A 23,562-nucleotide genomic window follows, 5' to 3' on the forward strand; every position below is an offset into this window, starting at 1 on the left:
TCCCCGACTCAGCCGCGCACGGCGGCGAGCGCCGCCTCGAGCCCCGCCGGCTCGCCGATGGGATGGACCGGCAGGCCCCGCTCGATGCGTCGCACCAGGCCCGCGAGCACCTTGCCCGGACCGCACTCCACGGCCATATCGACCCCCTCGCGGACGAGCCGCTGCACCGTCTCGACCCAGCGCACGGGGCTGTAGAGCTGGCGCGCCAGGGCCTCGCGGATCGCCTGCGGCTCCCCGTGCACGCAGACGTCGGCGTTGTGCACCACGGGGATCGCCGGGGGGCGGATCTCCACCTCCGCCAGCCGCGCCGCCAGCGCCTCGGCCGCCGGCCGCATCAGCGCGCAGTGCGAGGGCACGCTCACGGGCAGGGTCACCGCGCGCCGGGCGCCGGCCTCGCGCGCCGCCGCCACGGCCCGCTCCACCGCCTCGCGCTGTCCCGCCACCACCACCTGGTCGGGGGCGTTGAGGTTGGCCGGCGCCACCACCTGATCGCGCGCGGCGCGCCGGCAGATCTCGGCCACCGCCTCCGCCTCGAGGCCGAGGATCGCCGCCATCGCCCCCTCGCCCTCCGGCACCGCCTCCTGCATGAGGCGCCCGCGCTCGGCCACCAGCCCCACGGCATCGGCGAGATCCAGGGCGCCGGCGCACACCAGCGCGGTGTACTCGCCGAGGCTGTGGCCGGCCATCCAGGCCGGGCGCGGCCCGCCCTGCGCGAGCCACACCCGCCAGACGGCCACGCCCGCGGCAAGCATCGCGGGCTGCGTGTTGACCGTGCGGTTGAGCTCCGCCTCCGGCCCCTCCGAGACCAGGCGCCACAGATCGAGCCCGAGCGCCTCGGAGGCCTCGTCGAAGGTCTCGCGCACCTCACGGTGCGCGGCGGCGAGCCCGCCCAGCATGCCCACGGCCTGCGAGCCCTGCCCAGGAAACAGGAATGCCAAGCCCATCGCCCCCTCCCCTCTCAGTAGCGGACGAGCGCCGAGCCCCAGGTGAAGCCGCCGCCGAAGGCCTCCATCAGGAGCAGGTCGCCCCGGCGGATGCGCCCGTCGCGCACCGCCACGTCCAGGGCCAGCGGTACCGACGCGGCCGAGGTGTTGGCGTGCTCGTCCACGGTCACCACCACGCGCTCCATGGGCAGGTCCAGCTTGCGCGCGGTGGCCTCGATGATGCGGTGGTTGGCCTGGTGCGGGATCAGCCAGTCGACGTCGGCCTTGGTCAGGCCGTTGGCCTCCAGGGTCTCGTCGACGATGCGCCCGAGGGTGCGCACCGCCACCTTGAAGACGTCCCGGCCGCGCATCTCCACGTAGGCCCGCCCCTCCCGCACCGCGGCGTAGTTGGTGGAGACCCCGGCGGGGACCCAGAGCAGCTCCTCGTAGCGCCCGTCGGCGTGGAGGTGGGTGGAGAGGATGCCCGGCGCGCTGTCGGCCACGAGCACCACCGCGCCGGCGCCGTCGCCGAAGAGGACGCAGGTGCTGCGGTCGTGCCAATCGAGGATGCGCGAGAAGGTCTCGGCGCCCACCACCAGCGCGTTGCGGGCGCTGCCCGTGCGCACGAACTTCTCCGCCACCGCGAGGGCGTAGACGAAGCCCGTGCACACCGCCTGCACGTCGAAGGCGGGACAGCCGGCGGCGCCGAGGCGGCGCTGCAGCTGGCAGGCGGTGCTCGGGAAGACGCGGTCCGGCGTCGTCGTCGCCAGCACGATGAGATCGAGCCCGCGCGGATCCAGCGCCGCCGCCTCCAGGGCGCGGCGCGCGGCCTGCTCGGCGAGATCCGCGGTGGTCTCCCCGTCGGCGGCGATGTGGCGCTTGCGGATGCCTGTGCGGGTGCGGATCCACTCGTCCGAGGTGTCCACCATCCGCTCGAGGTCAGCGTTGGTGAGCACCTTCTCGGGCAGATAGCCGCCGGTGCCGGCGATGCGCGCGTAGGTCCCGCTCAAGACGCCGCCCTCGCCCCCAGCAGCTTCTCGAGCTCGCTGTCGATGCGCTCCGGCACCTGCTTGCGCGCCTCGGCGCGGGCGATGCCGATGGCGTTGGCGAAGGCGAGGGCGTCGGCGCCGCCGTGGCTCTTGATGACGATGCCCTGCAGCCCGAGGAGGCTCGCGCCGTTGTAGCGGCGCGGGTCGATGCGCCGCCCCAGCCGGCGCAGCACGGGCATCGCCACCAGCGCCGCGAGGCGGCCGTAGAGCGAGCCGCCGAAGGTCTCGCGCATGTAGTGGCGGATCATCTTCGCCACCCCCTCGCTGGCCTTGAGCATGACGTTGCCGACGAAGCCGTCGCACACCACCACGTCGGCCGCCCCCAGGTAGATCCCGTCGCCCTCGACGTAGCCCACGTAGTTGAGGTCGCTGGCGGCGAGCAGCCGCGCCGCCTCCTTGACCTCGTCGATGCCCTTGATCTCCTCCTCGCCGATGTTGAGCAGCCCCACCCGAGGGCTCGCCTTGCCGTCGATGGCGGCGCACAGCACCGATCCCATGACCGCGAACTGGAAGAGGTGCTCGGCGCTCAGCGCCACGTTGGCGCCGAGGTCGAGGACGTAGGTGTGGCCGTCGATGGCGGGGATGGCGGTGCAGATGGCGGGGCGGTCGATGCCGGGCAGGGTCTTGAGCACGAAGCGGGCGATGGCCATGAGCGCGCCCGTGTTGCCGGCGCTGACGCAGGCCTGGACCGCCCCCTCGCGGACGAGGTTGACGGCCACCCGCATGGAGGAGTCGCGCTTGCTGCGAAGGGCCTGGGCCGGCGGCTCGTCCATGGCCACCACCTGCGAGGCGTGGCGCAGCTCCACGCGCCCGCGGTGCGCCGCCGGGATCGCCCCCAGCCCGTCGCGCAGCACCGCCTCGTCGCCGACGAGGACGAGATGGAGGTCCGGATGCTCGGCGAGGGCCCGCGCCGCGGCCGGCAGCACCACGGCCGGGCCGTGGTCGCCCCCCATGGCGTCGAGGGCGATGACGGTCTCGCTCACGGGGCCGGGACCGGCGCGGCGGTCAGTCCTCGGACGCCTCGCTGCGCACGACGCGCCGGCCGCGGTAGTAGCCGCCCGGGGTCACGTGGTGGCGCAGGTGGGTCTCGCCGGTGGTGGGATCGGTGGACAGGGCGGGCGCGCGCAGCGCATCGTGCGCACGGCGCATGCCGCGCTTGGAGGGCGTCTTGCGGTTCTGCTGAACGGCCATCTCGGTTGCTCCTCAGCTCGATTCCCCATCTTCGCGCCGCAGGCGCGCCAGGACCGCGAACGGGTTCGCCCGCCGCGGCGACACCGCCTCCCCCGCGAGCGGGACCGGCGGCTCGCAGACCTCGTGCCGCGCCACCACCGGCAGCGCCAGGATCAGCTCGTCCTCGACCAGGTCGCCGAGGGCGATGCGCCCGGCGGCGACCAGCGGGTCGTAGCGCTCCGGCAGCGCCGGGGCGGCGGCCTCGTCGCGCACCAGCGCCAGCGAGACCTCGCTCGCGAGCACCGCCTCGAAGGGCCGCAGGCAGCGCTGGCAGAGCAGCACCACCGTGGCCTCGACCCGCCCGGTGACGGTGCAGTGCCGCTCGGCGTCGAGGCCGAAGGCGAGATCCACCGACACCGCCTCCGGCAGCGCCTCCACGAGCCCTGCAAGCCGCCCCATGGACGCCGCCGGCACCCGCCCCACGAGCCGCGCCCGGTCGGCGACGAGCTCGTAGGGATCGATCCAACGCGGAAGCGGCGCCGACATAAGCGGCGAATCATAGGCGCCCGGGCTCCCGCCTGTCAAAGCACCGTTTGCGCCCGCCCCCGAAAGCCGATATGGTAGCCGCCACATCCGGGAGGACAGCAAATAAACATGCATAATCAAGGCTCTAACCGATTCGCCGGGGCGGGGGCCGGATGACCCTGGCGGTGCTTCGCGACGGCCTTGCCCTCACGGTCGCGGGCATGGGCACGGTCTTCGCCTTCCTCGCCCTGCTCGTGGGCGCGGTCAAGGCCATGTCGCGCCTTGCGCTGCGCCTCGCCCCGCCCGCCCCCGCTGCCGCCGACGACCCCCGCGAGGAGGCGCGGCGCCTTGCCGCGGCCGCCGCCGCGGTGCGCGCCCACCGCGCCCGCCGGCGCTGAGGTTGCGGAGCGCCCGATGCCCCCCCGCCCCCTCGCCATCACCGAGCTGGTCCTGCGCGATGCGCACCAGTCGCTCCTCGCCACGCGCATGCGTCTCGAGGACATGCTGCCGGCGGCGGAGCTGCTCGATCGCGCCGGCTACTGGTCGCTGGAGGTCTGGGGCGGGGCCACCTTCGACGCCTGCATCCGCTTCCTCGGCGAGGATCCGTGGGAGCGGCTGCGCGCGCTGCGCCGGGCGATGCCCCGCACGCGGCTGCAGATGCTGCTGCGCGGCCAGAACCTGCTCGGCTACCGCCACTACGCCGACGACGTGGTGGAGGCCTTCGTCGAGCGCGCGGCGGAGAACGGAATCGACGTCTTCCGCATCTTCGACGCCCTCAACGACCTGCGCAACCTCGAGACCGCGGTGCGCGCGACGATCCGCGCCGGCCGCCACGCCCAGGGCACCATCGCCTACACCGTCAGCCCCGTGCACACCACCGCGATGTGGGTGGATCTCGCCCGCCGGCTCGAGGACATGGGCTGCCACTCCATCTGCATCAAGGACATGGCCGGCCTGCTCCGGCCCGCGGCGGCGGCCGAGCTGGTGACCCGGATCAAGGCCCACTGCGAGGTGCCCCTCGCCCTGCACTGCCACGCCACCACCGGCATGTCCACCGCCACCCTCGTCGCCGCCGCCGAGGCCGGCATCGACCTGGTGGACACCGCCATCTCCTCCATGAGCATGACCTACGGCCACTCCGCCACCGAGTCGGTGGTGGCCATCCTCGAGGGCGGCGAGCGCGACACCGGCCTCGACCTGCGGCTGCTGGAGGCGATCGCCGCCCACTTCCGCCGCGTGCGCCGCCGCTACGCCCGCTTCGAGGGCGGGCTGCGCGGCGTCGACTCGCGCATCCTCGTCGCCCAGGTCCCCGGGGGCATGCTCACCAACATGGAGAACCAGCTCCGCGAGCAGGGCGCCCTCGACCGCCTCGACGAGGTCCTGGAGGAGATCCCGCGGGTGCGCAAGGACCTCGGCTTCCCGCCGCTGGTCACCCCCACCTCGCAGATCGTCGGCACCCAGGCGGTGCTCAACGTCCTCATGGGCGAGCGCTACCGCACCATCACCCGGGAGGCGGCGGCGCTGCTGCGGGGCGAGTACGGGGCCACCCCCGCGCCGGTGGACGCGGCCCTGCGGGCACGGGCCCTGCAGGGCGAGGCCCCGGTCACGGGCCGCCCGGCCGACGCGCTGGAGCCGGAGATGGAACGCCTGACCGAGGCCCTGCGCCGCGAGGCCGCCGCGCGCGGCATCCGGCTCGTCGACCCGGTGGTGGACGACGTCCTGATCTACGCCCTCTTCCCCCAGGTGGGTCTGCGCTTCCTCGAGAACCGCGGCAACCCCGCGGCCTTCGAGCCGCCGCCCGAGGCGCAGGCGGCGCCGCAGCCGGCGGCCGAGAACCGGCAGCCGCAGCCCCCCGAGCGCTACCGGGTCACGGTGGAGGGCCGCACCTACGACGTCGTCGTGGCCCCCGGCGGCGAGGCGGCCGCGGTCGCCCGGCGCCCCGAGGCGTCAGCGCCGACGCCGCCTCCGGACGAGGCCGAGCCCGTCACCGCGCCGCTCGCCGGCCACGTCCTGCGCGTCCTCGTCGCCGAGGGCCGGCAGGTGGCCGAGGGCGAGCCCCTGGTGGTGCTGGAGGCGATGAAGATGGAGACCGAGGTGCGCGCACGCCGCGCGGGCTCGGTGGCCGCCGTCCGGGTGCGCGAGGGCGACGCGGTGCAGGTGGGCGACACCCTGCTGCTGCTGGCCTGAGCGGGAGCCATGGGCGAGGTGCTGCCGGCGAGGCTGTGGGCCACCACCGGGGTCGCCAACCTCGGTGCCGGCGAGGCGGCGATGATCGCCGTCGGCGCGCTGCTCCTCTACCTCGCCATCGCCCGCCGCTTCGAGCCGCTGCTGCTCATCCCCATCGGCTTCGGGGCCATCCTCGCCAACATCCCGGTGGCCGGCCTCGGCGGCCCCGACGGCCTGCTCGGGATGCTGGTCCACGTGGGCATCGACACCGGCGTCTTCCCCCTGCTGATCTTCATGGGCGTGGGCGCCCTCACCGACTTCGGGCCGCTGATCGCGATGCCGAGCACGCTGCTGCTCGGGGCGGCGGCGCAGTTCGGCATCTTCCTCACCCTGCTCGGGGCGCTCGCCCTCGACGCCCTGCCCGGCTTCGACTTCTCCCTGCGCGAGGCCGCCGCCATCGGCATCATCGGCGGCGCCGACGGACCCACCGCCATCTTCCTCGCCTCGCGCCTCGCCCCGGAGCTGCTCGGCGCCATCGCCGTCGCCGCCTACTCCTACATGGCGCTGGTGCCGCTGATCCAGCCGCCCATCATGCGCGCGCTGACCACCGAGGCCGAGCGCCGCGTGGTGATGGCGCAGCTGCGCCCGGTCTCGCGCCTCGAGCGCATCCTCTTTCCGCTCACGGTGCTGGCGCTGACGGCGCTGCTGCTGCCGAGCGCGGCGCCGCTCATCGGCATGCTCACCTTCGGCAACCTCCTGCGCGAGGCGGGGGTGGTGGAGCGGCTGTCGAAGGCGGCCCAGAACGAGATCGTCAACACCGTCACCATCCTGCTCGGGCTCGGCGTAGGCTCCAAGCTCTCGGCGGACCGCTTCCTGAGCGTGGAGACGGTGGGGATCCTGGCGCTGGGGGCCGCGGCCTTCGCCGTCGGCACCGCCTCCGGCGTCCTCATGGGGAAATTGATGCACCGCGTCACCCGCGGTAAGGTGAACCCGCTGATCGGCGCCGCCGGGGTCTCCGCGGTGCCGATGGCGGCCCGCGTGGTCAACCGCGTGGGGCTCGAGGCCGACCGCCACAACTTCCTCCTGATGCACGCCATGGGGCCCAACGTGGCCGGCGTCATCGGTTCCGCGGTGGCCGCCGGCGTGCTGCTGGCGGTGCTGGAGAGGTGAGCGGCGGCCGGGGCTACGGGGGAGAGCAATGAAGAAGATCCTGATCGCCAACCGGGGCGAGGTGGCGGTGCGCATCGTGCGCGCCTGCGCCGAGCTGGGGATCCGCTCGGCGGCCATCTACACCGACGCCGACCGCCACGCCCTGCACGTGAAGAAGGCGGACGAGGCCTATCACATCGGCCCCGACTCGGTGGCCGCCTACCTCAACGCCCACCGCATCGCCAACCTCGCGGTGGCCACGGGCTGCGACGCCGTCCACCCCGGCTACGGCTTCCTCTCGGAGAACGCCGAGTTCGCCGAGATCTGCGCCCGGCGCCGCCTCACCTTCATCGGCCCCTCGCCCGAGGCGATCCGCCGCATGGGGGACAAGACCGAGGCCCGCAAGACGATGCAGGAGGCGGGGGTGCCGGTGGTGCCGGGCAGCGAGGGCAACGTCGCCGACGTCGACGAGGCCCTCGCGGTGGCCGAGCGCATCGGCTACCCGGTGATGCTCAAGGCCACCTCCGGCGGGGGCGGACGCGGCATCCGCCGCTGCGACGACGCCGAGGAGCTGCGCCGGCAGTTCCCGCGCGTGGTCTCGGAGGCGAGCAAGGCCTTCGGGCGCGCCGAGGTGTTCATCGAGAAGTGCATCGTCCGCCCGCGCCACATCGAGGTGCAGGTCCTCGCCGACAAGTACGGCAACGTCGTCCACCTCTTCGAGCGGGACTGCTCCATCCAGCGCCGGCACCAGAAGCTGGTGGAGATCGCGCCCTCGCCCCAGATCGACCCGAAGCTGCGCGCGCGTCTGGGGGAGCTTGCGGTGACCGCGGCCCGCGCCGTCGGCTACGAGAACGCGGGCACCGTCGAGTTCCTCGTGGACGCCGACGGCAACGCCTACTTCATGGAGATGAACACGCGCCTGCAGGTGGAGCACACCGTCACCGAGCAGGTCACGGGCATCGACATCGTGCAGGAGCAGATCCGCATCGCCGGCGGTGCGCGCCTCGCCTTCCGCCAGGAGGACGTGCAGATGCGGGGCTATGCGATCCAGTTCCGTATCAACGCCGAGGACCCCAAGAACGACTTCCTGCCGAGCTTCGGCCGCATCACCCGCTACTACGCCCCGGGCGGCCCCGGCGTGCGCACCGACGCCGCCATCTACACCGGCTACGAGATCCCGCCCTACTACGACTCCATGGTGGCCAAGCTGGTGGTGTGGGCGCTGGACTGGAAGGGCGCGGTGGCGCGGGCACGGCGCGCCCTGCGCGACATCGGCGTCTACGGCGTGCGCACCACCATCCCCTACCACCAGCGCATCGTCGAGTGCGACGACTTTCTCGAGGGGCGCTTCGACACCGCCTTCGTGGAGGAGCACCCCGAGCTCGCCCACTATCCCGAGCGGGTCTCGCCCCGCGATCTCGCGGCCGCCATCGGCGCCGCCATCGCCGCCCACGCCGGCCTGTGACGAGGAGAGACAGCGCCATGCCCAAGGTCAACGTCACCGAGGTGGTCCTGCGCGACGGCCACCAGAGCCTCATCGCCACCCGCATGCGCACCGAGGACATGCTCCCCATCTGCGGGGAGCTGGACGCCGCAGGCTACTGGTCGCTGGAGGTCTGGGGCGGCGCCACCTTCGACGCCTGCCTGCGCTTCCTCAAGGAGGATCCGTGGGAGCGGCTGCGCCGGCTGCGCGAGGCCCTGCCGAAGACGCGGCTGCAGATGCTGCTGCGGGGGCAGAATCTCCTCGGCTACCGCCACTATTCCGACGACGTCGTCGAGGCCTTCGTTGAGCGCGCCGCGGACAACGGCATCGACGTCTTCCGCATCTTCGACGCCCTCAACGACGTGCGCAATCTCGAGACCGCGGTGCGTGCGGTCAAGCGCACGGGCCGCCACGCCCAGGGCGCCATCTGCTACACCATCAGCCCCGTGCACCGGGTGGAAGACTTCGTCGCCCTCGGCCGCACCCTCGAGGAGATGGGCTGCGACAGCATCGTGGTCAAGGACATGGCCGGGCTGCTCACCCCGGCGGCGGCGGCCGAGCTCTTCGCCGGCCTCTCCGAGGCCGTCTCGGTGCCCCTCGCCCTCCACACCCACGACTCCGCCGGGGTGGCCGCCCTCTGCCAGCTCAAGGCGATCGAGAACGGCTGCACCCACATCGACACCGCCATCTCGGCCTTCTCCGGCGGCGCCAGCCACCCCTGCACCGAGAGCATGGTGGTGGCGCTCGAGGGCACCGAGCACGATACCGGCCTCGACCTCGAGCGGCTGCAGCGCATCGGCTTCTACTTCCGCGAGGTGCGCAGGAAGTACCACCAGTTCGAGAGCGAGGCCACCGGCATCGACACCCGGGTGCACACCTTCCAGGTGCCGGGGGGGATGATCTCCAACCTCTACCTGCAACTGCGCGAGCAGGGGGCGCTCGCGCGCATGAACGAGGTCCTGGCCGAGATCCCGCGCGTGCGCGAGGACCTCGGCTTCCCACCGCTGGTCACCCCCACCTCGCAGATCGTCGGCACCCAGGCGGTGCTCAACGTCCTCACCGGCGAGCGCTACAAGACCATCACCAACGAGGTCAAGCTCTACCTCAAGGGCCACTACGGCCGCCCGCCGGGCCCCGTCAACGAGGCCGTGCGCCGCCAGGCGATCGGGAGCGAGGAACCCATCGAGGCGCGCCCGGCCGATCTGCTCCGGCCCGAGCTCGAGCGGCTGCGCGAGGAGATCGGGGCCCTCGCCGGGTGTGCCGAGGACGTGCTCACCTTCGCCATGTTCCCGGACGTCGGCCGCCGCTTCCTCGAGGAGCGCCAGGCCGGCACCCTCACCCCCGAGCCGCTGGAGCCCCCGGCCGCCCCCGCCGCCGACGCGGGGCCGCAGGCCGCACCGGTGGCGTTCAAGGTCACCATCCACGGCGAGACCTACGAGATCCGGGTCACCGGCAGCGGCCACCGCGGCCAGGGCAGCCGGCCCTACTACCTGGTGGTGGACGGGGTGCCGGAGGAGGTCCTGGTGGAGACCCTCGAGGAGGTGCTGCTCGGCGAGGACGGCCGCCCCGTGCCCGGGGCCGCCGCCGGGGCCAGCGGCCGGCCCCGCGCCACCGGTCCCGGCCACGTCACCACCTCCATGCCGGCCACCGTGGTCGAGGTGCTGGTCAAGGAGGGCGACGAGGTCCAGGCGGGCGACCCGGTGCTCGTCACCGAGGCCATGAAGATGGAGACCGAGGTCCAGGCGCCGGTGGCCGGCCGCGTCAAGGCCGTCCACGTCGCCAAGGGCGACCGCGTCAACCCGGACGAGGCCCTGATCGAGATCGAGCCCGCCGGATGAGCCGACGCATCGTCCTCGCCTCCACCTCGCCCTACCGGCGCGAGCTGCTCGCGCGCCTCGGCCTGCCCTTCGCCACCGCCGCCCCCGGCGTGGACGAGACGCCGCGCGCGGGCGAGGCGCCCGCCGCGCTGGTGGCGCGCCTCGCCGAGGCCAAGGCCCGCGCCGTCGCCCCCGCCTTCCCCGACGCCCTCGTCATCGGCTCGGACCAAGTGGCGGTCCTCGAGGACGGCACGCTGCTCACCAAGCCCGGCGGTCACGAGCGGGCGCGGGCGCAGCTCGCCGCCGCCTCCGGCCGCACCGTCACCTTCCTCACCGGGCTCTGCCTGCTGGATGCGGCCACGGGCGCGGCGCAGACGGACGTGGTCCCGTTCCGGGTGCGCTTCCGCACCCTCGACCCGGAGCGCATCGAGCGCTACCTCGCGCGGGAGCGCCCCTACGACTGCGCCGGCAGCTTCCGCAGCGAGGGCCTCGGGATCGCCCTCTTCCGGGCCATGGAAGGGGAGGACCCCACGGCCCTCGTGGGCCTGCCTCTCATCCGCCTCGTGGACTTCCTCGCCGCGGCCGGCGTCGCGGTGCCCTGAGGCCCTCAGCCGCGGGGCAGCGCGGCGCCCGCGAGGATGCGCGCCAGGGCCTCGCCGGCCCCCGCGCCCACCTCGCGCGCGAGCCGCGAGAGGATCCCGTCGTCCGGCGTGACGTCGCGCAGCCGCTCGGCGCCGGCCACCTCCCGGGCCACCTCGGCGGGGCTCATGAGCCCGTCCACGAGCCCCAGCTCCAGGGCCTCGCGCCCGGTCCAGACCAGCCCCGAGAAGATGCGCGTGTCGTCCTTGAGGCGCCCGCCCCGCCCCGCCTTCACGGCGGCGATGAAGTCCTCGTGGATCTGCCGGAGCATGCGCTGGACATGGGCCTGCTCGTCCTTGCGCAGGGGCAGGAAGGGATCCAGCATCCCCTTGTGCTCGCCGGCGGTGAGCAGGCGGCGCTCGATGCCGAGCTTGCGCAGCGCCTCCACGAAGCCGAAGCCGTCCATGCGCACGCCGATGGAGCCGACGAGGCTGGCCGGGTCGGCGTAGATGCGCTCGGCCGCCGCGGCCACGTAGTAGGCCCCGGAGGCGCCGATGTCGGTGATCACGGCATAGAGGTGACGGTCGGGGTGGCGCTCGCGCAGGCGGCGGATCTCGCGGTAGAGCTGCCCCGCCGCCACCGGGCTGCCCCCGGGGCTGTTGATGCGCAGGATCACCGCCGCCGCATCGTCATCGCGCAGGGCCTGCTCGAGGCCGCGCACCACCGCCTGCAGGTCGGCGCCGCCGTCCTCGCTGATCACCCCCTCGAGCCGCACCACCGCGGTGTAGGGTCCCCCCGCCACCTCCAGCACGCCCGCCCCGGCCGCCGCCACCAGCAGCGCCGTGACCGCCACCACGTAGGCCAGCACCAGGAAGCGGAAGGCGTAGGCCCAGCGCCGCGCCCGCCGCTGCTCGCGCAGCCCCTCCATGAGGAGCCGCTCGAGGGCGCGCCGCTCCCAGCCGGCACCACCCGCGCTCGTCACCTCCCGCCAGGGGTCCCGCCCCAGGGTCGGCTCCTTGCGCTCGCTCATGCCAGCGCCTCCCGCACCCGCGCGAGCCACGCCGGGAGCCCGCACACGTCGTCGAGGAGCGCCGCCGGGCGGTGGCGCAGCAGCCGCTCCGGCGGATGGACCCCGCAGCCCACCGCCACCGGCAGCACGCGGGCGCGCCGCGCCATCTCCATGTCGTACTCGGTGTCCCCCACCATGAGCGTCTCCTCGGGCGCCGCCCCGATGGTCTCCATCAGCTCCAGCAGCATCTGCGGGTGGGGCTTGGAGCGGGTCTCGTCGGCGCAGCGCGTGGCGTCGAACAGCCCCGCCGCCCCGGTCTCCGCCAGCGCCTGCTCGAGCCCGCGCCGGCTCTTGCCGGTGGCCACGGCGACGCGGTATCCCGCCTCCCGCAGCGCCCGCACCGTCTCCAGCGCCCCCGGAAAGGGCGCCTGGGGCGTGGGGTCGAGCTCCAGGAAGTGGCGGCGGTAGTGCGCCGTGTAGGCCTCGCGGAAGTCTGCGTCGCAGCCGGGGAAGAGCCGCTCCAGGGCCTCGCGCAGGCCGAGGCCGATGACCTCGCGGGCGCGCTCGCGCGCGAGCGGCGCAAGCCCCATCTCGCGGGCCGCCGCCTGGATGCAGGAGACGATGCGGGCCTCCGAGTCCATCAGCGTCCCGTCCCAGTCGAAGACGATCAGCCGCATCCGCCTCATCCCGCCCGCCCCTGCCGGAGGGCCTCGAGGAAGGCCGCAAGCCGCCCCTCCAGCGGCGCCTCCACCCGCAGCCGCCGCCCGCCCGCCGGGTGCGCGAGCGCCAGCCAGGCGGCGTGCAGGCACAGCCTCGGCACCCCCAGGGCGCGGTCGCGGGCGCGCTCGCCGTAGCGCCGATCACCCAGGATCGGGTGCCCCGCCGCCGCGGCGTGGACCCGGATCTGGTGCATGCGCCCGGTGAGCGGGTGGGCCTCGAGGAGGGTCGCCGCGGGCAGCCGCTCGCGGACGCGGAAGCGGGTCCGCGCCCGCCGCCCCGCCGGATCGGCCACCACCCGATCGCCCTGACGGGCGAGCGCCTCCCCCACCTCCCGCAGCCCCGCCGGCCAGGTGCCGTGCACCACCAGGAGATAGCCCTTGTCGACGCCGCCCTCGCGCCACGCCCGGTGCAGCGCACGCAGGACCGCCCGCCCCTTGGCGAGGAGCAGGCAGCCGGAGGTGTCGCGGTCGAGCCGGTGCACCAGCTCCAGCGCCCGTCCCTGCGGATGCACCGAGCGCAGCGCCTCGATTACGCCGTAGCCGTAGCCGCTGCCGGCGTGCACCGGGACCCCCGCGGGCTTGTCCAGCACCAGCACGGCCTCGTCCTCGTAGAGGATCGCCTGCGCGATGCGGGCGGCGAGGCCCTCGTCCGGCCGCGGCGCCAGGCGCTCGGCGGCGCGAAGCGGCGGGATCCGCACCCGGTCGCCCGGCTGCAGCCGGTATCCCGCGCGGGCACGGCCCGCGTTGACCCGCACCTCGCCGGTGCGCAGGATGCGGTAGATGCGGCTGCGGGGCACGCCCCGCAGCTCGCGGATGAGAAAGTTGTCGATGCGCTGCCCGGCGTGCTCGGCGCCGACCTCGAGCCAGCGCGCGGCCGCCGCCGCGCCCTCCTGCCGCGACGCCATGGCCGCCATCATACCACCGCGCGCGTTGCCGGTGCCGGGCCGCGGTTGCTATAGTAGCCGGGCTTTGAAAGAACGGTTTGCCGCGGCCCTTCCGTGCGGAGGGGCCGCTTGCACATGCAAAGGGCCAACATCGCTCGGCCCTCGGACGTGAGCGATGACGGACTCGCGCCTGGGTCCACGCCGCAGACTGCTTGGACTGGAACGCAGGGTTTCGGAGCTCGCGGAGGGGCGCCCCCACGGCGCTCGCCGGGAGCGTGACCGGGGACCGGCGGCCGCCTGAGACACCCAGCCGCCGCACGAGAGGAACGCGCAAGACGGCCACCCTCCCATACAGCCCACCCATCGTCCAGCCCGCCCGGCCGCCGCGAGGCGGCGGGGGCGGCGAACACGTGATCGTCCCCCTGCGGAAGGCGACGCGTGCACGGCAGTGCCTCGGCGCGGCACAAGGCGCCAGAGGGCGTTTTCATGAAGCGCATGCTCATCAACGCAACCCAGCCGGAGGAGTTGCGCGTGGCGCTGGTGGACGGCCAGCGCCTCTATGACCTCGACATCGAGACCCGGGGACACGAGAGCAAGAAGGCCAACGTCTACAAGGGTCGCATCACCCGCATCGAGCCCAGCCTCGAGGCCGCCTTCGTCGACTACGGCGCCGAGCGCCACGGCTTCCTCCCCCTCAAGGAGATCGCGCGCAGCTATTTCCGCGAGGAGGCCCGCAACGGCCAGGGCCGCCCCACGATCCAGGAGGCGCTGCGCGAGGGCCAGGAGCTCATCGTCCAGATCGACAAGGAGGAGCGCGGCACCAAGGGCGCGGCCCTGACCACCTTCGTCAGTCTCGCCGGCCGCTACCTCGTGCTCATGCCCAACAACCCCCGCGCCGGCGGCGTCTCCCGCCGCGTCGAGGGCGAGGACCGCAGCGAGCTGCGCGAGGCGCTGAGCCAGCTCGAGGTGCCCGCGGGGATGGGCGTCATCGTCCGCACCGCCGGGGTGGGCCGCTCGGTGGAGGAGCTGCAGTGGGACCTCGACTACCTGCTGCACCTGTGGGACGCCATCCAGCGCGCCGCCGAGGAGCGCCCGGCGCCCTTCCTCATCTACCAGGAGAGCAACGTCATCATCCGCGCCCTGCGCGACTACCTGCGCGCCGACATCGGCGAGGTCCTCATCGACGACGAGGACGTCTTCCTGCAGGCGCAGGCGTTCGCCCGCCAGGTGATGCCCCACGTCACCGGCAAGATCAAGTTCTACCGCGACAGCATGCCGCTGTTCAGTCGCTTCCAGATCGAGAGCCAGATCGAGACCGCCTTCCAGCGCGAGGTGCGGCTGCCCTCCGGCGGCGCCATCATCATCGACCACACCGAGGCCCTGACCACCATCGACGTCAACTCCGCCCGCGCCACCAAGGGGGCGGACATCGAGGAGACGGCCCTCAACACCAACCTCGAGGCGGCCGACGAGATCGCCCGCCAGCTGCGCATCCGCGACACCGGCGGGCTGATCGTCATCGACTTCATCGACATGGGCCCCTCGCGCAACCAGCGCGAGGTGGAGAACCGGCTGCGCGAGGCCCTCAAGCAGGATCGCGCCCGCGTCCAGGTGGGGCGCATCTCCCGTTTCGGGCTCCTGGAGATGTCGCGCCAGCGCCTGCGCCCCTCCCTCGGCGAATCCACCCACATCGTGTGCCCGCGCTGCAAGGGGCACGGCACCATCCGCAGCGTCCACTCCCTCGCCCTCGCCATCCTCCGCCTCGTGGAGGAGGAGGCCATGAAGGAGAACACCGCCCGCGTCGTCGCTCGGCTGCCGGTGGAGGTGGCCTCCTACCTCCTCAACGAGAAGCGCGCCGACATCAACACCATCGAGGCGCGGCACAAGGTCCAGGTGATCCTGGTGCCCGACCCCTACATGGAGACGCCGCACTACGAGGTGGAACGGCAGCGGCTCGGCGAGGCCCAGGCCGACGCCCAACCGAGCTACGAGCGCATCCGCCGGCCGGAGACCCCGGTCCCGGCGGGTTCCGGCCCCAAGGGCCCGACGGAGGAGCCGGCGGTGCGTGCCGTGGCGCCGCCGCGGCCCGCGCCCACGAGCGAGCCCTCGCCGAGCGAGGAGGCCCGTCGCGCCGGCGGCTTCCTGCGCCATCTGCTCCACACCCTGTTCGGTGCACCCCGAGAGGAGGAGAAGGAGCAGGAGCGGGCGCGGCCGGCCGCACGCCCGGCCGCCAAGGCGGCCCCCGCCCGCACCGAGCTGGGGCCTGGCCCGCGCAACGGGAGCAAGGCGGAGGCCAGCCGCCGCAGCCGCAGCCGCAAGCGGCGCAACGGGGACGGCGGCGCCGCAGCCCGCGGCGAGGCGCGGGCCCCATCGTCCGGTGCCGGGGACGAGAAGGCCGCAGCCGTGCCACCGCCGGGGAACGGCCGGCCCGCCGCCGAGGCGCCGCCCGCGCCCAAGCAGCCGGAAGTGAAGCCGTCCGCGCCCGCCCAGGCGGCCCCGGACGCCGAGGCCGCACCCGAGGCCGCGACTGAAGGCGGCGCCGAAGGCGCCGGTGAGGGGCGCCGCCGTGCACGCCGCCGCGGCGGGCGCCGGCGCTCCCGCCGCCAAGCGGCGCCGGAGGCCGCCCAGGGCGCAGACGCCTCGGCGCAGGAGCCGCCGGTGACGGCGGGGGAGCCCGAAGGACGCCCGGCACCCGAGGCGCGGCGGGAGGATGCCGGGGCATCCCCGTCCGCCGCGCCGGCGGAAGACCGCCCGCCGATGCCCGCGCCCGGCGAGGCAGGACCCGCGGCGGAGCCCGCACGCGACCCGGCCCCGAAGGCCGACGCCGGCCCCGCGCCCCGCCCCGCGGCACCGGCGCCCGCCGACGCGGCGGCATCCGGCGGCGCCCCGGCGCCACAGGCCGGGGACGGCGACGCGGGCGAGGCGAAGAAGGACGCCTGATCCCGGGGCGGGCGCCGCGGACCGGCAGGGGCGCCCCCGCGGCCGCCCCTGCCGGCCGGGGCTAGCACGGCGCGGCGTGCGCGCGCTCGAGGTGCGCGAGCAGCCCGCGGCAGGCCGCTTCCACCAGATCCAGCACGTGCTGGAAGCCGCGGCTTCCGCCGTAGTAGGGATCGGGCACCTCCTCCACCCCCGTCTCCGGGGCGAAGGACATGAGCAGCCGCAGCCGATCCTCGCGACCCGGCGGGCAGATGCGCTCGAGGGCGCGCAGATTGTCCCGGTCCATGGCGAGAACGTGGTCGAAGCGGTCGAAGTCCGCCACCGTCACCACCCGCGCCCGCAGCCCCGCGAGGTCGATGCCCCGCGCGGCGGCGGCGGCCTGGGCGCGCGGGTCCGGCGGCTCGCCCACGTGGTAGGCGTGGGTCCCGGCCGAGTCCACCCGCACCCGGCCGGCCAGGGGCGACTCCGCCAGCAGCCGCCGGAAGACGCCCTCCGCCGTGGGCGAGCGGCAGATGTTGCCCATGCACACGAAGAGGACGCCGATCCCCTGCTCCCCGCTCATCCTGAATCCCCCCCGTTTGCGCCGCGCCGGCCGCCCTCCCGCAGCATCGCCTCCGCCGCGGCGAGATCCGCCTCGGTGTCGATGCCGGGCCCGGGGCGGTGCGCCGTGATCCCCACCGCGATGGCCTCGCCGTGCCACAGGACCCGCAGCTGCTCGAGGGCCTCCACCGCCTCCAGCGGCGAAGGCGGCAGCCCCGCGTAGCGGCGGAGGAAGCCCGCGCGGTAGGCGTAGATGCCGATGTGGCGCAGCCACGCCCCGGCCGGCGGGAGGGCCGGCGGCGCCCCCCCGGCGAAGGCCTCGCGCGCCCACGGCACCGGGGCGCGGCTGAAATAGAGCGCGCGCCCGGCGGCGTCGCACACCACCTTCACCACGTTGGGGTCGAAGAGCGCCGCAGGGGTCTCGAGGGGCGCCGCCAGGGTCGCCACCGCCGCCCCCGAGCGGGCGAGCAGCGCCGCGGCCTCGGCGGCGAGCTGCGGCGGCACCAGCGGCTCGTCCCCCTGGAGGTTGACGACGATGCGCCCCTCGTCCCAGCCGAGGCGCTCCGCCACCTCGGCGATGCGCTCCGTGCCGGAGCGGTGCGCGGGCGAGGTCATGACCGCCTCGGCCCCCGCGGCCCGCGCGCACGCGGCGATGCGCTCGTCGTCCGTCGCCACCAGGACCTGCGCTGCGCCCGAGGCCAGGGCACGCTCGCACACGTGCGCGATCAGGGGCCGGCCGGCCAGCGGCCGCAGCGGCTTGCCCGGCAGCCGGCTGGCGCCGTGCCGGGCGGGGATGACGACGACGAAGGCGGTCACGCCGGCGCGTCAGACCTCCTCGTCCTCGGCCAGCCGCCGCGCCTCCTCCTCCAGCATCACGGGGATGTCGTCGCGGATCGGATAGGCGAGCCGGTCCGCCTTGCAGACCAGCTCCTGCTCCTTGCGCCGGTAGACGAGGGGACCCTTGCACAGCGGGCAGACGAGGATCTCCAGCAGGCGCTTGTCCATCTCACTCCCCCTCGAGCAGGGCCAGCAGCCGGGCCCCGAAGGCCTCGTCGACCACGGCCCGCACCGGCACGTACCAGAGCCCGGGACGGGCGAAACGCGCGCATTTTACCGCATCCTTCTCCGTCATCAGGACCGGCAGGCCGTCGCCGAAGGCGAGCTCCTGCGGCCGGAAGCGGTGATGGTCCGGAAACGGATGGGCCGCGACCTCGAGGCCGGCGGCGCGCAGGGCGTCGAAGAAGCGCTCGGGATGGCCGATGCCGGCCACGGCGTGGACCCGCGGGCCGAGGGATGCGGGCTCGGCGCGCCGCGCCCCGGTGGCGAGCTCCACCACCCCCTCGGGCTCGAGCCGCAGGCGGTGGGCGCCGGGCCAGCCGCCGCCGTGGGCGACCACGAGGTCCACCTCCCGGAGCCGCCGCGCCGGCTCGCGCAGCGGTCCCGCGGGCAGGCAGCGCCGGTTGCCGAGCCCGCGCGCCCCGTCGACGACGGCGATCTCGACCCGGCGCGCCAGGCGCTCGTGCTGCAGGCCGTCGTCGGCAACGAGGACGTCGCAGCCCTCGGCCACCGCCCGTCGCGCCGCCGCCACGCGGTCCGGACCCACCCACACCGGGACCCCCGTGCGCCGCGCGAGCAGCACCGGCTCGTCGCCCACCTCGTCGGGATCGCTCCCGGGCTCCACCCGCCGAGGCCACCACCGCGACCGCCCGCCATAGCCGCGGGCGACGATCCCGGGCCGCCGGCCCGCCGCCCCGAGGTGCGCCACGATCCAGGCCACGAGCGGGGTCTTGCCGGTGCCGCCGACGGTGAGGTTGCCCACCACCACCACCGGGGCGCCGGGGTCGTGCCGGGCGAGCAGGCCGCGGCGGTAGAGTCCGCGCCGCGCCGCCGCGAGGCCGCAGTAGAGGAGACCGAGGGGCGCCAGCAGCAGCGCCAGCGGATGGTGGCGCGGCCCGTACCAGGCCCGCTCCAGCGCCATCACCGGGTGCCGGCCTCCGCGCCCTCCTCCGGCTCGCGGGTGGCGAAGGTGATGCGGTAGAGGCCGACCCGGCGCGCGGCGTCGAGGGCACGGATCACCGCCTCATGGGGGGTGCGCCCGTCGGCGAGGATCACCACGGGCCGTTCCCGCCCGCCCTCGCGCACCGCCTGCTCCAGCGCCCGCACCAGGGTCGCGAGCCGGGTGTTCGCCAGGGCCTGGCGGTCCACGAAGTAGCGGCCCTGGGCGTCGATGGCCACCTCCAGCTCCTTGGGCGCCTCCTCGCGCGGCTCGCCGCTCGCCTCCGGGAGCTGGATCTCGAGCTCGGCCTCGCGCTGGAATGTGGTGGAGACCATGAAGAAGATCAGGAGCAGGAAGACGACGTCGATCAGGGGCGTGAGGTTGACCGAGGGCTCCTCGGGCTCGCGGGTGCGGAACCTCATCCCTCGCCCTCGCGCTCGCGCTCCCCGTGCATGACCTCGATCATGCGCAGGGCCTCCTGCTCCATGCGCACCACGAAGTCGTCCACGCGGCCGCGAAAGTAGCGGTAGAACATCAGGCTCGGGATCGCCACCGAGAGCCCCGCGGCGGTGGTGATCAGCGCCTGCGAGATCCCGTCGGCGAGCACGCTGGGGTTGCCCACGCCGTGGGTGACGATGGCGTTGAAGACCTGGATCATGCCGATGACCGTGCCCAGCAGCCCCAGCAGCGGGGTGATGGCGGCGATGGTGCCGAGGGCGTTGAGGTAGCGCTCCAGCTCGTGCACCACCTGGCGGCCGGTGTCCTCGATGGCCTCCTTCATGATCTCGCGGTCGTGGTGCATGTTGACCAGGCCCGCGGCGAGGATGCGCCCGAGCATGGAACCGCGGCGCAGCTGGGCGATGCGCTCGGCGTCGAGCTGGCCGTTGCGGTGCAGGTGCCAGACCTGGGCGACCAGGTGCCGCGGGATCACGCGCCGCGCCTGCAGCGCCCACAGCCGCTCGCCGATGATCGCGAGGGCGATCACCGAGCAGGCCAGGATCGGGATCATCAGCCAGCCGCCGGACTGCACCAGCTCGAGCACGACTCCCCCCCTTGGACGGCGCCCGCCTGCGGCGGGCGGCACCATCATATACGAAGCGGCGGCCTCACGACGGCCGCGGCAACGCCCTCCGCAGCAGCAGGTAGCCGGCGGCGCCGGCGACGAGCGAGCCGGCGACGACGCCCACGCGGTAGTCGGCGGCGAAGGCCTCGCCCGCGTGCTCGAAGGCGAGCGAGCCGATGAAGAGGCTCATGGTGAAGCCCATGCCGCACAGAACCCCGATCCCCCAAAGGACCGCCGGCGTCATCGCCCGGGGCAGCCGCACCAGGCCCGCCCGCACCGCCAGCCACACCGTCCCCGCGACCCCCAGCGGCTTGCCCAGGACGAGCCCGAGGGCGATGCCGAGATTGACCGGGTGGAGGGCGTGGGCGAGCCCCGCGCCACCGAGGCCGATGCCGGCGTTGGCGAAGCCGAACAGCGGCAGGATCCCGTAGGCGACCCAGCGGTGCAGGGCATGCTCCACTTCCTTGAGGGGCGAGCTCCCGTCGGCCGCGCGCATGGGGATGGCGAGCCCCACCGCCACCCCGGCGAGGGTGGCGTGGACGCCGGACTTCAGCACCGACACCCAGAGGAAGACGCCCGTGAGGACGTAGGGGGCGAGGCGGCGCACCCCCGCGAGGTTGAGCGCCGCCAGCACCACCGCGCCGAGACCGGCGAAGGCGAGCGCCGGGCCGGAGAGGTCGCCGCTGTAGAAGAGGGCGATGACCACGATCGCCCCGAGGTCGTCGAAGATCGCCAGGGACAGCAGGAAGATCTTCACCGCCGGGGGCACCCGCGTCCCCAGCAGCGACAGCACGCCGAGGGCGAAGGCGATGTCGGTGGCGGCGGGGATCGCCCAGCCGTTGAGGGCCACCGGGTCGCCCCAGTTGACCGCGACGTAGACCAGGGCCGGACCCGCCATCCCGCCGAGGGCGGCCAGCGCCGGCAACACCATGCGCTCGACCCCGCGCAGCTCCCCCTCCAGGGCCTCACGCTTGACCTCGAGCCCCACGAGCACGAAGAAGACGGCCATGAGGCCGTCGTTGATCCACAGCAGCAGCGGCTTGGCCACCTCGAGGGCGCCGACGCGCACCGCCACCGGCGTCGTGAGAAGGGCCTCGTAGGCGCCGGCCAGGGGCGAGTTGGCGAGCCCCAGCGCCAGCACCGCGGCGGCAAGCAGCAGCACCGCGCCCCCCGCCTCGGTGCGCAGGAAGTCGGCGAGCATCTCCTGGACGCGGCCGCTCATGGCGGGGCCATGGTGCACCGCAGCGCCCCGTCGCCGCAACCGTCCGCCGGGGCCTCCCGCCACCAGCGCCGGGCCGTGCGCCGCCACCCCGCCACCGCCACCCCGCGCGCGGCGAGCGTCACGCGCACCGCCCCTTCCCGGTCGGTGCGCCACGACCGCGCCCCGAGGGCGCGGTAGCGGGCCGCCACCTCGGGGCGCGGGAAGCCGTAGCGGTTGCGGTAGCCCACGGAGAAGACCACGTGGCGGGGACGGACCGCGGCCACGAAGCCTGCGGACGACGAGGTGGCGCTGCCGTGGTGGGGGGCAGCGAGGACCTCGGCCCGGAGCGGCGCACCGCCGCCCACCAGCCGCGCCTCGGTGCGCCGCTCGATGTCGCCGGCAAGGACCAGCGCCGACCCGCCGGCCTCGATGCGCAGCACGCAGGAGGCGTCGTTGCCGGCCCCGGGGCCGGGCGGCCAGAGGTAGCGGAACCGCACCCCGTCCCAGGTCCAGGTCCCGCCGGCGCGGCACGGTGCACCGCCGACCCGGCCGGGGTCGGCGCTGTCGATGCGGCGCACCGGGATCGCGCCGAGGACGGAGGCCAGCCCCCCTACGTGGTCCCCGTCCGGGTGGCTGACCACCACCCGGTCCAGCCGCCGCACCCCCCGGGCGCGAAGAAACGGCACGACGGCGGCGCCCCCGGCATCGAGGGTCGGGCCCAGGCGCGGACCGGTGTCGTAGAGGAGCGTGTGGCGCGCCGTCTCCACCACCACCGCAAGCCCCTGACCGACGTCGAGAAAGGTCGCCCAGGCCTCGCCGGGTGGCGGGCGCGGCGGCGGGACCGCAAGGGCCAGCAGCGGGGCGAGCCAGAGGGGCCGCCCCGGAAGTCCGCGCGTGACGAGCCAGGCCGCAGCGCCGAGCCCCGCGGCGGCCAGCGCCCACGGCGCGGGGCGCGGCAGCCAGAGCATGCCCCCGGCCCCCTCGGCGAGCCACGCGAGCCCCTCCCACAGTGGAGCCGCCAGCAGGCCGGCGGCGCGGAAGGCGGGGCCGCCGTCGAGGCCCGCAACCTCGAGCCCCACCCCGGCAAGGGCCGCCGGCACCACCACGAGCCCGGTCCAGGGCACCGCCACCAGGTTGGCCGCCGGCGCAAGCCACGAGATCCCGCCGAAGACCGCCGCCAGCACCGGGGCGAGACCCACGAACAGGGCCGCCTGCGCCCGCAGCATGCGCCGCACCCCGCCGCCGCCGAGGGACGCGGCGAGGACCGCCACCGCGGCGAAGGAGAGCCAGGTGCCGGCCTCGAGCACCGCGAGGGGATCGGCGCCGAGGACCGCCGCAAGCGCGATCCCGAGCGCCCGCCCGGGCGCGAGGGGGCGGCGCAGGACGCGCGCTCCGAGCACCACCGCGAGCATCACCAGGGCCCGCCGCGTGGGCACCGAGAGCCCGGCGACGGCGGCATAGGCGGCGGCAGCGGCAAGCCCCGCCCAGGCCGCCGCCACCGGCGCGGGGACCCGCAGCGCGAGCGCGGGCACCCGCCCCCACAGCCGCCCGGCCACGGCCAGCACGAGCCCCGCCACCAGGCCCACGTGCAGGCCCGAGATGGCCATGAGATGGCCGGTGCCGGTGGCCCGGAGCACGTCCCAGTGGGCGTCGCCGAGGCCCGCGCGCACGCCCGTGGCCAGCGCGGCGACGAGGGCGGCGCCGTCGGGGTCCGGGACCGCGGCCGCGATGCGCCCGGCGAGCCGGTGCCGCCAGCGCTGCAGCCGCAGCCACGCCCCCCCGCCGCAGCAGTGCGGCGGCGCCAGCGCGCGGCGGACGTAGCCCACGGCGCCGATGCCGTGCGCGGCGAGCCAGCGCTCGTAGTCGAAGCCGCCGGGGTTGGCGAGCCCTTGGGGACGCCGGAGCCGGACCGCCAGCGCGAGACGATCGGCCGGCGCCAGGGCGGGCCGCGGCCCGTACCAGGACAGGCGCACCCGGCGCGGGACGGTCACGGAGACGCCGTCGCGCCGCGCGCCCTCCACCAGGAGCTCGAGGCGGCAGCGCCGGCGGTCGCAGGCGGGGGGCGCCGCGACGAGGCCGGTGACGGCGAGGTCCACGCCCTCGAGGGCGGGATCCAGCCGCTCCGCGAGGACCTCCCGCGCCGCCACCGCGGCCCACAGGAACCCCGCCGCGGCCAGCGCCGCCGGCCGCAGCCGGGGCATCCGCCAGGCGATCCAGGCCAGCCCCGGCAGCGCCGCGGCCGCCGCCGCGGGCGGGGGGGCGGGCAGGAGCTGGAGGACGACGATCCCTGCCGCGAAGGCGGCCGCGGCCGCGAGCATCGGTCCCTTCCCTTGAACCGTCCGCATCGATAGT

Annotated in this window: 23 protein-coding genes; 7 read left to right on the top strand and 16 right to left on the bottom strand. The window is 75.1% G+C overall.

Annotated elements, in window-relative coordinates; translation table 11 throughout:
- Positions 1 to 8: 8 nt before the first annotated feature.
- The 5 genes from fabD to EDC57_RS09140 are packed head-to-tail and all read right to left on the bottom strand — an operon-like array spanning position 9 to position 3,688.
- The gene (gene fabD, locus EDC57_RS09120; RefSeq protein ID WP_123401548.1) at positions 9 to 944 is read right to left on the bottom strand and encodes an ACP S-malonyltransferase; all 936 of its coding nucleotides are present in this window, start codon (positions 942 to 944) and stop codon (positions 9 to 11) included.
- 14 nt (positions 945 to 958) lie between these two features.
- The gene (locus tag EDC57_RS09125; RefSeq protein WP_123401549.1) at positions 959 to 1,933 is read right to left on the bottom strand and encodes a beta-ketoacyl-ACP synthase III; all 975 of its coding nucleotides are present in this window, start codon (positions 1,931 to 1,933) and stop codon (positions 959 to 961) included.
- Positions 1,930 to 2,955, bottom strand: a complete 1,026-nt coding sequence (gene plsX / locus EDC57_RS09130) for a phosphate acyltransferase PlsX (protein ID WP_123401550.1) — start codon at positions 2,953 to 2,955, stop codon at positions 1,930 to 1,932. The genes EDC57_RS09125 and plsX overlap by 4 nt, the downstream gene beginning before the upstream one ends.
- A gap of 22 nt (positions 2,956 to 2,977) precedes the next feature.
- Positions 2,978 to 3,163 (bottom strand): 50S ribosomal protein L32, encoded by a 186-nt coding sequence (gene rpmF / locus EDC57_RS09135; protein WP_123401551.1) that lies wholly within the window; start codon positions 3,161 to 3,163, stop codon positions 2,978 to 2,980.
- Between the two features lie 12 nt (positions 3,164 to 3,175).
- Entirely contained in the window at positions 3,176 to 3,688 is a 513-nt protein-coding gene (locus EDC57_RS09140; protein WP_170165091.1) for a YceD family protein, read from the bottom strand.
- A 152-nt stretch (positions 3,689 to 3,840) separates the two neighbouring features.
- Between EDC57_RS09140 and EDC57_RS09145 the strand changes: the two genes are divergently transcribed.
- From EDC57_RS09145 to EDC57_RS09170, 6 genes are read left to right on the top strand one after another with little or no spacing between them, the layout of a single operon-like run.
- Complete coding sequence (locus tag EDC57_RS09145) at positions 3,841 to 4,065, top strand: OadG family protein (RefSeq protein WP_123401553.1); 225 nt, start codon at positions 3,841 to 3,843, stop codon at positions 4,063 to 4,065.
- Positions 4,066 to 4,081: 16 nt separating this feature from the next.
- Complete coding sequence (gene oadA, locus EDC57_RS09150; RefSeq protein WP_123401876.1) at positions 4,082 to 5,854, top strand: sodium-extruding oxaloacetate decarboxylase subunit alpha; 1,773 nt, start codon at positions 4,082 to 4,084, stop codon at positions 5,852 to 5,854.
- 9 nt (positions 5,855 to 5,863) lie between these two features.
- A complete protein-coding gene (locus tag EDC57_RS09155; protein WP_123401554.1) occupies positions 5,864 to 7,003 on the top strand; it encodes a sodium ion-translocating decarboxylase subunit beta in 1,140 nt (379 codons plus the stop codon).
- A gap of 28 nt (positions 7,004 to 7,031) precedes the next feature.
- Positions 7,032 to 8,447, top strand: coding sequence for an acetyl-CoA carboxylase biotin carboxylase subunit (locus tag EDC57_RS09160; RefSeq protein WP_123401555.1), 1,416 nt, complete (start codon positions 7,032 to 7,034; stop codon positions 8,445 to 8,447).
- 17 nt (positions 8,448 to 8,464) lie between these two features.
- Entirely contained in the window at positions 8,465 to 10,303 is a 1,839-nt protein-coding gene (gene oadA / locus EDC57_RS09165) for a sodium-extruding oxaloacetate decarboxylase subunit alpha (RefSeq protein WP_123401556.1), read from the top strand.
- On the top strand, positions 10,300 to 10,884 hold the full coding sequence (locus EDC57_RS09170) for a Maf family protein (RefSeq protein WP_123401557.1): 585 nt from the start codon (positions 10,300 to 10,302) through the stop codon (positions 10,882 to 10,884). The genes oadA (EDC57_RS09165) and EDC57_RS09170 overlap by 4 nt, the downstream gene beginning before the upstream one ends.
- Positions 10,885 to 10,889: 5 nt before the next feature.
- On the opposite strand, the gene EDC57_RS09175 is transcribed toward EDC57_RS09170, so the two are convergent.
- Genes EDC57_RS09175 through EDC57_RS09185 form a run of 3 tightly spaced genes read right to left on the bottom strand, consistent with a single transcriptional unit; the run spans position 10,890 to position 13,494 of the window.
- A complete protein-coding gene (locus EDC57_RS09175; protein WP_123401558.1) occupies positions 10,890 to 11,891 on the bottom strand; it encodes a S49 family peptidase in 1,002 nt (333 codons plus the stop codon).
- Positions 11,888 to 12,547, bottom strand: a complete 660-nt coding sequence (locus EDC57_RS09180) for an HAD family hydrolase (protein WP_123401559.1) — start codon at positions 12,545 to 12,547, stop codon at positions 11,888 to 11,890. Before EDC57_RS09180 ends, EDC57_RS09175 begins: the two co-directional genes overlap by 4 nt.
- 5 nt (positions 12,548 to 12,552) lie before the next feature.
- Entirely contained in the window at positions 12,553 to 13,494 is a 942-nt protein-coding gene (locus EDC57_RS09185) for an RluA family pseudouridine synthase (protein ID WP_123401560.1), read from the bottom strand.
- Positions 13,495 to 13,959: 465 nt separating this feature from the next.
- On the opposite strand from EDC57_RS09185, the gene rne reads away from it, so the two are divergent.
- Positions 13,960 to 16,413 carry a ribonuclease E gene (gene rne, locus EDC57_RS09190; protein WP_245995208.1) on the top strand — a complete coding sequence of 818 codons (2,454 nt, stop codon included), beginning with the start codon at positions 13,960 to 13,962 and terminating at the stop codon, positions 16,411 to 16,413.
- 61 nt (positions 16,414 to 16,474) lie between these two features.
- Here rne and EDC57_RS09195 read toward each other — a convergent pair whose 3' ends face one another.
- From EDC57_RS09195 to EDC57_RS09230, 8 genes are all read right to left on the bottom strand, one after another.
- Positions 16,475 to 16,972: a low molecular weight protein-tyrosine-phosphatase gene (locus EDC57_RS09195; RefSeq protein ID WP_123401561.1), complete on the bottom strand. Its 498-nt coding sequence runs from the start codon at positions 16,970 to 16,972 to the stop codon at positions 16,475 to 16,477.
- A complete protein-coding gene (gene kdsB / locus EDC57_RS09200) occupies positions 16,969 to 17,766 on the bottom strand; it encodes a 3-deoxy-manno-octulosonate cytidylyltransferase (protein WP_123401562.1) in 798 nt (265 codons plus the stop codon). The genes EDC57_RS09195 and kdsB overlap by 4 nt, the downstream gene beginning before the upstream one ends.
- 9 nt (positions 17,767 to 17,775) lie before the next feature.
- A complete protein-coding gene (locus tag EDC57_RS09205; RefSeq protein WP_123401563.1) occupies positions 17,776 to 17,955 on the bottom strand; it encodes a Trm112 family protein in 180 nt (59 codons plus the stop codon).
- Between the two features lies 1 nt (position 17,956).
- Complete coding sequence (gene lpxK, locus EDC57_RS09210) at positions 17,957 to 18,928, bottom strand: tetraacyldisaccharide 4'-kinase (protein WP_123401564.1); 972 nt, start codon at positions 18,926 to 18,928, stop codon at positions 17,957 to 17,959.
- Entirely contained in the window at positions 18,928 to 19,368 is a 441-nt protein-coding gene (locus tag EDC57_RS09215) for an ExbD/TolR family protein (RefSeq protein ID WP_123401565.1), read from the bottom strand. The genes lpxK and EDC57_RS09215 overlap by 1 nt, the downstream gene beginning before the upstream one ends.
- Positions 19,365 to 19,988 carry a MotA/TolQ/ExbB proton channel family protein gene (locus tag EDC57_RS09220; RefSeq protein WP_123401566.1) on the bottom strand — a complete coding sequence of 208 codons (624 nt, stop codon included), beginning with the start codon at positions 19,986 to 19,988 and terminating at the stop codon, positions 19,365 to 19,367. The genes EDC57_RS09215 and EDC57_RS09220 overlap by 4 nt, the downstream gene beginning before the upstream one ends.
- Positions 19,989 to 20,052: 64 nt before the next feature.
- On the bottom strand, positions 20,053 to 21,231 hold the full coding sequence (gene nhaA, locus EDC57_RS09225) for a Na+/H+ antiporter NhaA (RefSeq protein ID WP_211331947.1): 1,179 nt from the start codon (positions 21,229 to 21,231) through the stop codon (positions 20,053 to 20,055).
- A complete protein-coding gene (locus tag EDC57_RS09230) occupies positions 21,228 to 23,528 on the bottom strand; it encodes a ComEC/Rec2 family competence protein (RefSeq protein WP_170165092.1) in 2,301 nt (766 codons plus the stop codon). The genes nhaA and EDC57_RS09230 overlap by 4 nt, the downstream gene beginning before the upstream one ends.
- Between the last annotated feature and the right edge of the window lie 34 nt (positions 23,529 to 23,562).

Origin of the sequence: Inmirania thermothiophila, assembly GCF_003751635.1 — a bacterium.
Taxonomy (GTDB): Bacteria; Pseudomonadota; Gammaproteobacteria; order DSM-100275; family DSM-100275; genus Inmirania; species Inmirania thermothiophila.